This is a genomic window from Streptococcus mitis, from assembly GCF_946188685.1.
Classification (GTDB): domain Bacteria; phylum Bacillota; class Bacilli; order Lactobacillales; family Streptococcaceae; genus Streptococcus; species Streptococcus mitis_CC.
The window spans coordinates 22,401-35,560 of record NZ_CAMHWH010000014.1; the positions used below are offsets into that span (position 1 = coordinate 22,401).

Here is a 13,160-nt window from a genome sequence, read left to right on the forward strand (position 1 = left end):
AGAACCACGAGTCACATAGGATTCGTGGTTTTATAGTTCATCGGCTAATTTGTTTATCTTTCTGAGTCTATGGTTGACACCACTTTTGGTCAGAGGGGTGCTGAGGCTATCTGCTAACTGCTGGATAGAGTAATCTGGGTGCTGAATTCGCAACTGCGCTACCTCCTGCAAATCTACTGGTAGATTTTCTAGGCCCATGATATCTTTGATTTTGCTGATATTGTTGATAGTCTTCATGCTGGCAGAAACTGTCCGAGCAATATTCGCCGTTTCAGCATTATTAGCACGATTAAGGTCGTTACGGGTTTCTCGTAAAATCTTAACTCGCTCAAAATCATCACGCGCCTTCATGGCTCCGATGACAATCAAGAAGTCCATAATATCTTCGGCTCGCTGGAGATAGGTCACAGCTCCCTTCTTACGCTCAAGAACCTTAGCATCCAGTAAAAACTGCTGGAGAAGAGAGGCAATCCCTTGCGCGTGGTCCAAATAAACAGAACTGATTTCCAACTGGTACTTACCTGACTCAGGGTCACGAATGCTGCCATTTGCCAAGAAAGCGCCACAGAGATAGGCACGGCCTGCTTCCTCGTCTGATAAAATCGCCCCATCAATACCTGTTTCCAGACCAAAGAACGAGTCTGCCAAGTGCAAATCACTCAATAAGTCCTGCACCTTTTCATCTGTAAAAACGGTATAGACCCGATTCTTACGAAGATTGCTCCGTTGGTGGTGTCGGATTTCCGATTTGATTTCATAGAAATGGAGAAAGGATTCATAGAGGTGCCGAGCCAGTTTGGCATTTTCTGTCACGACAGACAAGGTTAGGCCCGAGGTCGAGAGACCGATGCTACCAGACATCTTGATAATGGCAGATAATTCATGCCGGCTCAGATGGTGCTGACCTAGAATTTCTTCTTTTACTGCTACTGTGAAACTCATTTTCTCACCTTTATAATGCGCATCAACTCATCCACGATCAAATCTCCATCGTGGAAGGCACCCCCATTTTCCAGACGAAGAAAGTTGGATGAAATCACACGCGGAACTTGCTTACAAAGACCAGCAAAATCATGTTCCACCTGCACCAAATATTCATCAAACCGGTTGGAATTCATGTATTCCTGAGGCACTTTTTCGATATTCACCAAGACAGTGTCGATAAAAGGTCGGCCAAGGTGACGATGCAAGACTTCCACGTGATCACTATCTGTAAAGTGTTCTGTCTCCCCACGTTGGGTCATGATATTGCAGACATAGGCGATTTCTGCCTTGGTTTCCAAAAGCGCTTGCCCGATTTCCTTAATCACGATATTGGGCAAAATAGAGGTAAAGAGGGAACCAGGTCCGAGGACAATCATGTCACTTTCAAGAATAGTCTGCACTACTCGACGGCTAGCCAGAGGCGTATCATCGTTGAGGGTATTGGTCACATAGACATGGTCAATCATGCCTGGATGGTCTGCAATATGGCTCTCTCCAGCCACTTCTGTCCCATCCTGAAAGACTGCATGAAGGGTCAAGGGATGGTCACTGGAAGGATAAATCTTCCCAGTTGTATGGAAAAATTTGCTCAGTAACTGCATGGCATTATAGGTCGAACCCTGCATTTCTGACAGGCCAGCGATAATGAGATTACCCAATGGATGGCCAGCAAAGGCTCCAGCATCTTCAGAAAAGCGATACTGAAAGACTTTCTCATAAAACTTAGGCATATCCGACATGGCCACAAGGACATTACGAAGATCACCTGGCGGTGTCAATTGTTGCATATTTTTTCGGAGTTCACCTGATGAACCACCATCATCTGCCACCGTTACGATAGCAGCGATTTCCACATCTTTTTCACGTAGACTTTTAAGAATGACGGGGATCCCAGTCCCTCCACCAATCACCGTTATCTTTGGTTTTCTCATGAACGGTTTACCGTTTCCTTTCTTCGGTCTTTATCACGATGCCCTTCATTGACAGGCCAATTCTTGGATAAGTCCTGCGCCAAGCGTTTAGCAAAGGCCACACTACGGTGTTGTCCACCCGTACAACCCATGGCAATAGTCAAAACAGACTTCCCTTCCTTTTGGTAACTTGGCAAAATCGGCTCAATCAAGGCCAACAAATGTTGATAAAAGTCTTCTGACTCAGGATGATTCATGACATAGTCATAAACTGGTTCATCCACACCCGTTTGGTTTCTCAGTTCTGGTAGGTAGTAGGGATTTGGCAAGAATCGGACATCAAAGACTAAATCTGCATCAATCGGGATTCCATATTTAAAGCCAAAAGACATGACTTCGATACGGAAAGACTGGGCTTGTTCCTGATCCGCAAACTGCTCTGCAATGGTTTTACGCAGTTCACGTGGAGTGAGTTCTGTCGTATCCACCACATTTTGGCTCATGTTTTTCAGTGGTGCTAAGAGTTCACGTTCCAGCTTAATTCCATCCAAAATCCGACCGTCAGCTGCTAGTGGGTGACTTCGTCTGGTTTCCTTGTAGCGCGCGACCAATTCCTTATCTGCAGCATCCAAAAAGAGGATTTTGAAATCCAAATCATCTTGATTTTCCAACTCATCCAAAACAGCTTGAATCTCTGAGAAGAAAGAACGGCTACGCATATCTACTACCAAGGCCAACTTATGGTCGTCTTCCTTTGTTTCCACCAACTGCAAAAACTTAGGCAAGAGAGCTGGCGGCATATTATCAATAGTAAAATAACCCAAATCTTCGAAGGACTGAATAGCAACTGTTTTCCCTGCACCACTCATTCCTGTCACAATCACCAAGTGAAGTTGTTTCTTTGTCATCTTTTTCTCCTTATATCAAAAGAAGTTTGGCAACACCAAACTTCAACTAGCTTATCCAATCTCTGCGATGACTTCAATTTCGACTTTTACATCACGAGGAAGACGAGCTACCTCCACAGCTGAACGAGCTGGAAATTCCTCTTTAAAGGCCGTTTGGTAAACCTCATTAAAAGGAACAAAGTCGTTCATATCGCTCAAGAAGCAAGTTGTTTTGACAACATGGTCAAAGTCAGTTCCTGCTTCTGCCAAAATAGCACCGATGTTTTTCAAGACTTGTTCTGTCTGTTCTTGGATCGTTTCTCCAACGATTTCACCAGTTTCAGGAGATAGGGGAACTTGACCACTAGCAAACAAAAGATTGCCTACGATTTTTCCTTGAACATATGGTCCGATAGCCTTTGGAGCTTTGTCTGTATGAATTGTTTTTGCCATTTCTTTACCTCACAATTTTTCTAATATTGCATCCCAAGCCTCATCCATCCCTGCCTTGCTGACAGATGAAAAGAGGATAAAGTCGTCACTTGGGTCAAAGTTTAATTTCTTCTTGATTGCTGATTCATGCTTGTTCCACTTACCACGAGGAATCTTGTCTGCCTTAGTCGCCACAATGATGACCGGAATCTCATAATACTTGAGAAATTCGTACATCTGTACATCATCTGCTGACGGGTCATGACGGAGGTCAACTAAACTAACAACTGCACGGAGATTTTCTCGAGTTGTCAGATACTCCTCAATCATGCGCCCCCACTTTTCACGTTCCTTTTTGGAAACACGGGCATAACCATAACCAGGCACATCCACAAAGCGCATCTTGTCGTCAATATTAAAGAAGTTAAGAAGCTGGGTTTTCCCAGGTTTCCCTGACGTACGAGCGAGATTCTTGCGATTCAGCATGGTGTTGATGAAGCTAGACTTACCAACATTTGAACGCCCTGCTAGGGCAATCTCTGGCAGTTCATCCTGCGGATAGTGGGACTTATTCGCCGCACTGAGCAAGATTTCAGCATTGTGTGTATTCAGTTCCATAGTCACCTCTAGGCTGTTTCTAGGATTGGTTTATCCGTTCCATCGACAGCTTCTTTTGTGATGCGAACCAATTTCACATTTTCCTGACTCGGTACTTCAAACATGACGTCTAGCATGGTTTCTTCAATAATCGAGCGAAGACCACGCGCACCCGTTTTACGTTCAATGGCCTTATTGGCAATCTCTTGAAGGGCTTCGTCGTCAAATTCCAACTCGACATCATCATAAGATAGCAAGGTTTGGTACTGTTTGACCAAGGCATTTCTTGGCTCTTTCAAGATACGAACCAAATCATCTACTGTCAATTGCTCAAGAGCTGCAAAGACAGGCAGACGTCCAATCAACTCTGGGATAATACCAAATTTTTGAATATCTTCTGCAATGATTTCTTGCATGTATGAGCTGTTTTCGTCAATCGCCTTATTATTTTGACCAAATCCGATGACTTTTTCACCCAGACGTTGTTTGACGATTTCTTCAATGCCATCAAAGGCACCACCCACAATGAATAGGATATTTTTAGTGTCCACTTGAATCATCTCTTGTTGTGGATGCTTGCGTCCACCTTGAGGCGGCACGCTAGCAACGGTTCCCTCGATAATCTTGAGAAGGGCTTGTTGCACCCCTTCACCAGAAACATCACGTGTGATCGACACGTTCTCGCTCTTCTTAGCAATCTTGTCAATTTCATCCACATAGATAATGCCACGCTCTGCACGTTCAATGTTAAAGTCAGCAGCCTGCAGGAGTTTGAGGAGGATATTTTCCACATCCTCACCCACATAACCAGCCTCAGTAAGAGCTGTCGCATCTGCGATCGCAAAAGGCACATTCAAGCTCTTAGCCAAGGTCTGGGCAAGGAAAGTTTTCCCCGAACCAGTTGGGCCAATCATCAAGATGTTTGACTTTTGTAAATCCACATCTTCTGACTCTTCACGCGTATCGTGGAAATTGATGCGTTTGTAGTGGTTGTATACTGCTACTGCTAAAGCACGTTTGGCACGATCTTGACCGATTACATAGTGGTTCAAGATATGGAGGAGTTCGATTGGTTTTGGAACTTCAGACAAGTCTGCCAAGACTTCTTCCGCCAACTCTTCACGAATGATTTCCTGAGCTAACTCCACACATTCATTACAAATAAAGGCGTTGTTCCCAGCGATTATTTTTTGTACTTCTTCTTGGCTTTTGCCACAAAATGAGCAATAAACCATCATATCATTATTCCTAGTTGTAGGCATGATTTCCTTCCGTTCTATTCTATACTGTCATTCTATCTAAAATAAGGTCATGTAAAAAGCATGGATACTATTGACCAAATTGGTAAATGCATTTAACCAGAGCAGGACAGAAAGTCCATAGCGCTTTTTACGAAAAGCCTGTGCCCCTGCAAGCAAGCAGACCAAACACAGCATGGCTGTGAAAAAACCAAATATACTACGTTCCATTAGACTTCCTTTCTCTTGCGGTATTGGATGGTAAAATCATAAGGATTTTTCTCATCTTTGGTATAGGATTTGCTTGAAACCGTCTCAAAAATAGACAGGTCAAACTCTTCAGGGAAATAGGTATCTCCTTCCACCCGAGCATGAATGTGAGTCACAATCACTTCGTCAAGGTAGGGTTCAAAAGCTTGAAAAATTTGCTTTCCACCTAAAATATAAAGATTCTTATCTTGAGCCTGATACCAGTCCAAGACAGACTGAACATCATAAAAAGTAGCAACCCCGTCTATCTTTTCTTCAGAATTACGCGTCAAAATCAAGGTTTCCCGTTTGGGAAGCAAGCGACGCCCCATTCCATCAAAGGTCACACGCCCCATCAAGATAGCATGATTCAGAGTTGTTTCTTTGAAGTGTTGCAGTTCTGCTGGTAAATGCCAAGGCAGACGATTGTCCTTACCAATCACACCCTCTTCATCCTGGGCCCAAATAGCTACGATTTTCTTAGTCATGCTTCCATCCTTTTCACTGATAGTACTATTTTATCAAAAAACTCAAAAAAAGACTGGTTTGGAATAGCTTACAAGATAGAAAAAATCTGTAAGAAATTTCTTACAGATTTATATATGTTGCTATTGTTTCTTACAAACCAGGTGCTTGTCCAAGTTCTGCGGCAAGCATCCAAACCGTTTTCTCAAGTTCAGCTTTAGCACCAACAAAGATATCGTTTGTCACATCATCACCTTCTTCATCAGTAACATCCAAAGCTTTTTGGAACAGAGTGATGAGATAACGATAAACATCTAGGACACGTTCCAAGCTTTCTTCAACATTACGGTATTCACCAGCTTCTTCTTCGATTTCACTATGTTGAAGGAATTCTGTCAAAGTAGAGAATGGGCTGCCACCAAGTGTAATCAAACGTTCGCTGATTTCGTCAAGATAGCCATCAAGGCTGTCCATGTATTCATCCATTTTTGGATGCCACACAAGAAAACCACGACCGCGCATATACCAGTGTACTTGGTGCAAAGCAACGTGAGCTACGTACAAATCAGCAACAGCTTGGTTCAATACTTCCTTTGTTTTTGCCAATGCTACTGGCGCTACTTTTGTCAATGATGTTACGTCTTTTACTGCTTCTTTTTTCAATTCTACCATTTTATTTTACCTCGTTTATTATTTTTTGTAACCACTTCTTAATGATTACTACCTTAGTATACTACTAAGTAAAACCAATAGCAAGCCAAATGACTCACATGAGAAAAGTTGCAATAGACTGATAATTTAAGAATTTTTTAGAATGAAACCCAGTCACTTTCAATCTCTCTTAACAGAGATAAAATAAAGAAAAGAGCATACAAATGTACACTCTTTTCTCAGTTTTACATCTTAATACCAGACGCTAACATCCACACGTCCTCGAATCCCTTTAAGAGAGTCAGATGAAGTATATTGCCATCCTTTTTCTCCTGAATAATGAGGATTGTTCCAATCAAGTGCATCCGTATAGGCTGCTACCCAGTTAACATGTTGCAAAATATCAGGATGATTCAAACGAGTTTGCAAAAGTTGACGATAGCTATAAACTTTCACGTTTTGGTAACCAGCATGCTTCATGGTTTCCATATACTTATTGATAATTTTAACCCAAGTAGCTGTGTCAGTCGGAGCTTTCTTGGCCTTATTTAAATACTCCCAATTTTCAACATCATAATAGATAGGGTAAGACAAGTTCATCTTGTATTTCTTCAAGAGTTCAATAGTCTGCTTAGCATCATTCTCAGCATCGGTCTCATTTTCAGCATAAGTATAGAGGTAAACACCGTAAGGAATTCCAAGACGGTTTAACTCCTTGATATTATGAGCCAATTCCTTGTCCTCAGTTCCACTATAGCCCAAACGAACAATGACTCCATCTACTCCATTATCATCGATGACTTTTTTCCAGTCACTGATACGACCATTGTGTTCACTGACATCGATGACCTTTTTAACTTGATCAGTCCCAACTTGTTCTTCACGATGGTTAAAGAAATAACGTCTGCCATTTCGGTGAACCCAGCCAACATTCAAGTCTTTCTTTTCTTTTAACTCACCTGAGTCAGAAAAAATATAGCGAGCATCATCCATGACTAATTCACCAGTAGCCATAGCACCACTTCCTGTCAAATAATAGTTTCCATGCCACTCATCTTGAGCCATGTATCCCCACTTCTTGAAATAATACCACTTGCCATCAATCTTTTGCCACTCTTGATTTGCATAAGAACCATCGGACTTAAGATAGAAGTAAGACGAATAGGCTGGATCATAGAGCCATTCATTTTGCATCATGGCACCTTGACCATTTAGGAAATAACTTCCCTGCCATTGACTTTTAGCTAAATAGCCCCATTTTTTAAAATAGTACCATTTACCTCCAACAGAGTGCCACTCCTGGTTAGCATAAGAACCATCGGATTTCAGGTAAAACCAATTCTTATAGGCGTTATCATAAACCCATTCATTTTTGGCCATATAACCACCTGATTTTAGGTAGTAATTGCCCTGCCACTCATTTTGAGCATAACGACCGTCTGACTTAATATAGAACCAAGCCTTATAGTAGTTATCAAAAATCCACTCACTCTTGGCTTTGGAACCATCAGCCTTTACATAATAATCCCCCTCCCAGTGGGCAGAAGCAGTGGTCTTTACACCTGCACTCGTTTGAGTTTTATTAGAAGACTGATTTTGCTCTGAACTACTTGAAACTGTCGTTGCATCCTGCGAAGTTTTTGCCACTTCAGTTTCATTTGCAGCGACCTGGCTAGTTGCCAATCCTAGTAAGCAGATACTTGCTAATCCAATTTTTCCAATCTTTGTTTTCAATCTTTCCTCTCCTATAAAAAATGGAACAGACATCTCAATGCTGTTCCACCTAGCTTTTGCTACTGATTATTTTACAAAGTCAAGCAAAGCCAAGAAGCTTTCTGCTTCAAGTGACGCACCACCTACAAGGGCACCGTCAACGTCTGGGCAAGCCATGTATGAAGCAACGTTTTCAGGTTTAACAGAACCACCGTATTGAACACGAACTTTGTCCGCCACTTCTTGACCGAAGTCAGCAGCTACAACGTCACGGACAACTTTACACATTTTTTGTGCATCGTCTTGTGAAGCTGATTTACCAGTACCGATAGCCCAGATTGGCTCATAAGCGATAACTGATGCAGCAACTTGATCAGCAGTCAATCCAGCCAATGCAGCAGATACTTGAGCACCTACGAATTCAGCAGCTTTACCAGCTTCGTAAGTTTCAAGTGACTCACCACAACAGATGATTGGAAGCATGCCGTTTGCAAAGATTGCTTTTGCTTTTTTGTTGATATCTTCGTCAGTTTCATGGAAGTAGTCACGGCGTTCTGAGTGACCGATAACAACGTAGTCAGTACCGATTTCTTTCAAAACTTGTGGGCTAGTTTCACCAGTGAAAGCACCTGCATTTTCAAAGTAGCAGTTTTGAGCAGCAACTTTAAGGTTTGAACCTTTAGCAACAGCAAGAACAGTTGTCAAATCAAGAGCTGGAGCTGCGATACCTGCTTCAACAAGATCTGATGAAGGAAGTTTTGATGCAACTGCTTCAACAAATGCTTTAGCTTCTTCTGGATTTTTGTTCATTTTCCAGTTACCAGCGATAAATGGTTTACGTGACATTTCACATACCTCTTTTTTCAATTTATTTTCTATTTATTTTATCACAATTAGACACAGCTTGCAAATCTTACTCGGATTTCAAGCCTGCTTACATGGATTAATCCTTCCAGAGATCCATGGCATTTCGGAAATCTGCCGATACCTGTGTCAACTGAGGATTGCTTGCTTCTCTTTCTGCCCGCTTAGCCTCGATTTGAGCCACACTTTTGATACCTTCATGGCGCCAGTTTCTCAAAATGGCCTGAATGTACTTCCAGTTTGGTTTTCCATTCAAAACAGCTTCACGAAGAGCTTCCTTAATCAAGTCAGCACTGGTGCCATCTTCCTTTAGTGTCTTGGTTAAATCCTCAATCTCAAAAGGAGTCAACAAGCGTCCCAACTCCTGCTGGAAGGTTTCCACCAAATCCTTGAGCTGGTTTTGAGGTGTCAACTGGTCTGAACTTGAATGAGCAGCTCCAAGCAAATTATCCAAACGTTCCAAAGCCAAACTGGCATCAAAAAGCAATTCTATTTCACCATTCAATTCGATCGTTCGATACTGAAGTAGTCCCCTCTCCGTCAGATTGGAAATAGCCTGATTGACATCCGAAATTTCCTTACCAATCCTTTCAGCAATCTGGCTTGGCGACATTTCATCCAAACCTGTCGTATTTTGCAAATAGAAAAATTGCCAGACCAGAAAATCGTCGCTAGAAGGAAAGAGTTCCTTAAAATGCAAGAGCAGGGCACTCGGTAAAACCAAGTTCCCTGATTTAAAAGCGTCTAAATATGTCATAATTCCTCTTATAAATACCCAAAAGCAGATGCATCATCTTCTATTTTTCTCCAGTCAAAAGGCGTCTCCTGATAGACCGCATAGTTCACCCAGTTACTGAAAAAGAGGGCTGCTGATGAAGACCAACAAAGACAAGGTGTCTGGTTGACATCATCATCCTTAAAATAATTTTCTGGAATATGAGGATCCAAACCTGCATCACGATCTCGGAAATATTCATTTGCCAAGGTATCACGGTCATATTCCAAATGCCCAAAACTATAAATTTCTCGCAAATCACGACTGGCCAAAATCGAAACCCCAACCTGATGTCCTTCTGATAAAATCTCGAGATTGGTTTTGTTTAAGACCTCTTCCTTAGAAATCTCCGTATGCCGTGAATGAGGGGATACATAGCTATCGTCAAAGCCTCTAAAGAGAAGGTGTCCTTCTTTTAAAGTATCCTGAGGATAAATACCTGATAACTTACTGTCCATCTGGTATTTTTCCACTCCATAGCGCAGATAAAGCCCAGCCTGAGCCCCCCAGCAGATATGAAGAGTCGAATAGACATGGGTCTTGGACCACTCAATTACCTGACTGAATTCCTCCCAATAGTCCACTTCTTCAAATGGTAAATGCTCAACTGGAGCACCCGTGATAATCATCCCATCAAAATACTCGTCCTTGACTTCAGGAAAAGTTTTATAGAAGGTCTCCATGTGCTCTGAACGAGTTGTTTTAGAACGGTGGCTTTCCATATAGAGAAAATCAATATCCAGTTGTAGGGGTGTATTAGCCAAGTGGCGCAACAACTGGGTCTCTGTGACCATTTTCTGTGGCATGAGATTTAAGATTAAAATCTTCAAAGGACGGATATCTTGGTGTGCAGCACGTTGATCATCCATGACAAAGATATTCTCTGTCCGTAAAATCTCAACAGCTGGCAATTTTTTATCAATTCGAATCGGCATAACCCTCTCCTAACTGTACTTTTCAGGAATCATTGCATATGTTTGAAGCCAAATCTCAAACACCTAGTCCTTTTATTATACTGCAAGAAGATATAGTTTTCAATTATAGTTTTTCTCTAACTAGCTATAGTCTATTTTTATATCCTAATGTAGAGAAAACAGCCCTAGGGACTGTTTTTCATTAATAATGCATAAGAACCTTGTAATCGTAGTCACCGATTTTTTCACGGCCGTTCAATTCATCCAATTCAACAAGGAAGGCACAACCTGCTACAACACCACCAAGTTTTTCAATCATCTCGATGGTTGCCTTAACAGTTCCACCTGTTGCCAAGAGGTCATCCACGATAAGAACACGTTGACCTGGCTTGATGGCGTCAGCATGCATAGTCAACGTATCAACACCATACTCTTTTTCATAGTCAGCAGAAATAACTTCACGTGGCAATTTACCTGGCTTACGAACAGGTGCAAAACCAATTCCCAACTCAAAGGCAACTGGACAGCCCACGATAAAACCACGAGCCTCAGGTCCCACGATCATGTCGATTTTCTTGTCAGTAGCATACTGAACAATTTCACGAACAGCGTAACTATAAGCATTTCCATCAGCCATCAAAGGACTAATATCACGGAAGGTAATTCCTTCCTTTGGATAATTTTCAATTGTTGCAATGTAATCTTTTAAATTCATCTTTTTCTTTCTTTCAAAGTTTTTTACTCTCTATTATAGCATATTTTTTAAGAAAGAAAAAAGGAAAAGTTAACTTCAATAATTATCTAACGATTTGACGATTTATGACTAGCCATAGCAATAAAGCCCAAGTTCTTTTTATTCTTATCGAACATTTTATACATAGTTAAAAACTGCTTTCTATTCTCCTTTTTACAAGCATTTACACAAATTTTCAAGGTTCCTAGCCAACCTTCGTCATAAATCATACCCGATAATTTCATTAACGTCATTTCACCAGTCAATACTTTCACATCACGATAACCTGATTCCATCATCACCTCTTCCCAACCATCTTGAGTTAAAGGACCTACATTTACATGAATTGCTTGCGACAATTCCTGTCTGACAGACTCTTTAGCTTCCTTAAGAAGCACATCATGTGTCAAAAGAAGACCTTCAGGTTTTAAAACCCTTAGATACTCCATTACACATTTTTTCTTAGCTTGATCGGCTTGCATAGTCAGCATAGCTTCATTTATAACAATATCAAAACTAGCATCTTCATAAGGAAGTTTCATTGCATTTGCTCTTTCAAACCTGATCAAATGAGCAACACCTGCCGTTTCAGCAGATTTTTTAGCCACTTCTAAAGCTTGAACATCCATATCAACAGCAGTTATCTTACAACCAAAACGCTGTGCCAACTCAATTGCTGTAGTTCCCCTATTACACGCCACCTCTAGTATTCTCTTTTCTTTTGAAAACCCTCCTTCTGCAATTAACCAATCTGTGGCACGTTTTCCACCTGGACGTAAGCGTTTTTTCCCCAATTTTGCTAAAAACTTATGACCTGCTTCTGACATTTGAACACCTCTGTTTTTTCTTCATTATAACATAAAATGATATTATCTAACAATTCTAATCTAGTTTTTGATGAACTATAATCAAACGCATACAGTTGACAAAGAGCCGAAAAAACCTGATGAATCGAATGATTCATCAGGTTTAAACAGATATGTTCATTGCAAACAAATCATATTAATTAGAAAGCTTAGTCTTCTTTCTTCTTGCGAGCTACAAATCCAAATCCACTCAATACTCCGAGAAGTCCAAGTGCTGCTAGGCTAGCATTGTCTTCTGTACCAGTATTTGGCAATTCACGCTTACCTTCAGCTTCTTTGACTGCTGTTGGTTGTGCTGGAGTAGCCGGTACTTGAGGTTTAGCTGGCTGTTCAGGCATTGCTGGAGTTGCTGGCTCAACTGGTTGACTTGGTTCAACTGGGGTTGGAGTTTGAACTTTTCTGAAGATATGTCTGATACTTCCATTCGGATCCGTCACAGTCTTCACATATTCATAACCTGGAATTGTTCCTGGCTCCTTAGAACCTGGCTCAGATGGTTTCACTGGATTACCATTTTCATCTGTCCAAGTTGTAATATTTTGATTACCTGGATTTGGTTGAGGAACAGGTGAAGGTGTTGGAGCTGGTGGCGTTACTTTTTCGTAGACATGTTCGATGTCACCATTTGGAAGTTTCTTAGTCTCTACGAAGCGGTAACCTGGGATATCTTTCTTAGGTTGTTCGCCATCTTCTGTTGGATAGTTTGGAATTTCATTTCCGTCTTTATCCTTGTGACTTGTCTTAACTTTCTCATAAACGTGCTCTGTATCGCCATTTGGAAGTTTCTTAGTCTCTACGAAGCGGTAACCTGGGATATCTTTCTTAGGTTGTTCGCCATCTTCTGTTGGATAGTTTGGAATTTCATTTCCGTCTTTATCCTT

16 protein-coding genes are annotated in these 13,160 nt (G+C 41.4%); all 16 read right to left on the reverse strand.

Going from position 1 to position 13,160, the window contains the following annotated elements:
- Nucleotides 1-30: 30 nt before the first annotated feature.
- A complete protein-coding gene (whiA, locus tag N8N51_RS10065; RefSeq protein ID WP_261047935.1) occupies nt 31-942 on the reverse strand; it encodes a DNA-binding protein WhiA in 912 nt (303 codons plus the stop codon).
- Nucleotides 939-1,916, reverse strand: a complete 978-nt coding sequence (locus tag N8N51_RS10070; RefSeq protein ID WP_023943688.1) for a YvcK family protein — start codon at nt 1,914-1,916, stop codon at nt 939-941. The genes whiA and N8N51_RS10070 overlap by 4 nt, the downstream gene beginning before the upstream one ends.
- Complete coding sequence (gene rapZ, locus N8N51_RS10075; protein WP_060627751.1) at nt 1,913-2,803, reverse strand: RNase adapter RapZ; 891 nt, start codon at nt 2,801-2,803, stop codon at nt 1,913-1,915. Before rapZ ends, N8N51_RS10070 begins: the two co-directional genes overlap by 4 nt.
- Nucleotides 2,804-2,854: 51 nt before the next feature.
- Nucleotides 2,855-3,235 carry a RidA family protein gene (locus N8N51_RS10080; RefSeq protein ID WP_001140420.1) on the reverse strand — a complete coding sequence of 127 codons (381 nt, stop codon included), beginning with the start codon at nt 3,233-3,235 and terminating at the stop codon, nt 2,855-2,857.
- 9 nt (nt 3,236-3,244) lie between these two features.
- The gene (yihA, locus tag N8N51_RS10085; RefSeq protein ID WP_000422605.1) at nt 3,245-3,832 is read right to left on the reverse strand and encodes a ribosome biogenesis GTP-binding protein YihA/YsxC; all 588 of its coding nucleotides are present in this window, start codon (nt 3,830-3,832) and stop codon (nt 3,245-3,247) included.
- 8 nt (nt 3,833-3,840) lie between these two features.
- Nucleotides 3,841-5,073: an ATP-dependent Clp protease ATP-binding subunit ClpX gene (gene clpX / locus N8N51_RS10090; protein WP_025169664.1), complete on the reverse strand. Its 1,233-nt coding sequence runs from the start codon at nt 5,071-5,073 to the stop codon at nt 3,841-3,843.
- Between the two features lie 36 nt (nt 5,074-5,109).
- Nucleotides 5,110-5,280: a hypothetical protein gene (locus tag N8N51_RS10095; protein ID WP_000442260.1), complete on the reverse strand. Its 171-nt coding sequence runs from the start codon at nt 5,278-5,280 to the stop codon at nt 5,110-5,112.
- Nucleotides 5,280-5,786 carry a dihydrofolate reductase gene (locus N8N51_RS10100; RefSeq protein WP_050244174.1) on the reverse strand — a complete coding sequence of 169 codons (507 nt, stop codon included), beginning with the start codon at nt 5,784-5,786 and terminating at the stop codon, nt 5,280-5,282. Before N8N51_RS10100 ends, N8N51_RS10095 begins: the two co-directional genes overlap by 1 nt.
- Nucleotides 5,787-5,916: 130 nt before the next feature.
- Nucleotides 5,917-6,435: a Dps family protein gene (locus N8N51_RS10105; protein WP_000229886.1), complete on the reverse strand. Its 519-nt coding sequence runs from the start codon at nt 6,433-6,435 to the stop codon at nt 5,917-5,919.
- Between the two features lie 231 nt (nt 6,436-6,666).
- A complete protein-coding gene (gene lytC, locus N8N51_RS10110; RefSeq protein ID WP_084925751.1) occupies nt 6,667-8,181 on the reverse strand; it encodes a choline binding-anchored murein hydrolase LytC in 1,515 nt (504 codons plus the stop codon).
- 33 nt (nt 8,182-8,214) lie between these two features.
- Nucleotides 8,215-8,973, reverse strand: coding sequence for a triose-phosphate isomerase (gene tpiA, locus N8N51_RS10115; RefSeq protein ID WP_261104122.1), 759 nt, complete (start codon nt 8,971-8,973; stop codon nt 8,215-8,217).
- Nucleotides 8,974-9,070: 97 nt separating this feature from the next.
- A complete protein-coding gene (locus N8N51_RS10120) occupies nt 9,071-9,748 on the reverse strand; it encodes a DnaD domain-containing protein (protein WP_125454988.1) in 678 nt (225 codons plus the stop codon).
- Between the two features lie 8 nt (nt 9,749-9,756).
- Nucleotides 9,757-10,701 carry a homoserine O-acetyltransferase MetA gene (metA, locus tag N8N51_RS10125; RefSeq protein WP_261104123.1) on the reverse strand — a complete coding sequence of 315 codons (945 nt, stop codon included), beginning with the start codon at nt 10,699-10,701 and terminating at the stop codon, nt 9,757-9,759.
- Between the two features lie 181 nt (nt 10,702-10,882).
- Nucleotides 10,883-11,395, reverse strand: coding sequence for an adenine phosphoribosyltransferase (locus N8N51_RS10130; protein ID WP_001049318.1), 513 nt, complete (start codon nt 11,393-11,395; stop codon nt 10,883-10,885).
- A gap of 86 nt (nt 11,396-11,481) precedes the next feature.
- Nucleotides 11,482-12,240, reverse strand: a complete 759-nt coding sequence (locus N8N51_RS10135) for a class I SAM-dependent methyltransferase (protein WP_261104124.1) — start codon at nt 12,238-12,240, stop codon at nt 11,482-11,484.
- Nucleotides 12,241-12,428: 188 nt separating this feature from the next.
- The coding region (locus N8N51_RS10140; protein WP_261104125.1) for an LPXTG cell wall anchor domain-containing protein at nt 12,429-13,160 on the reverse strand (732 nt) is incomplete at its 5' end.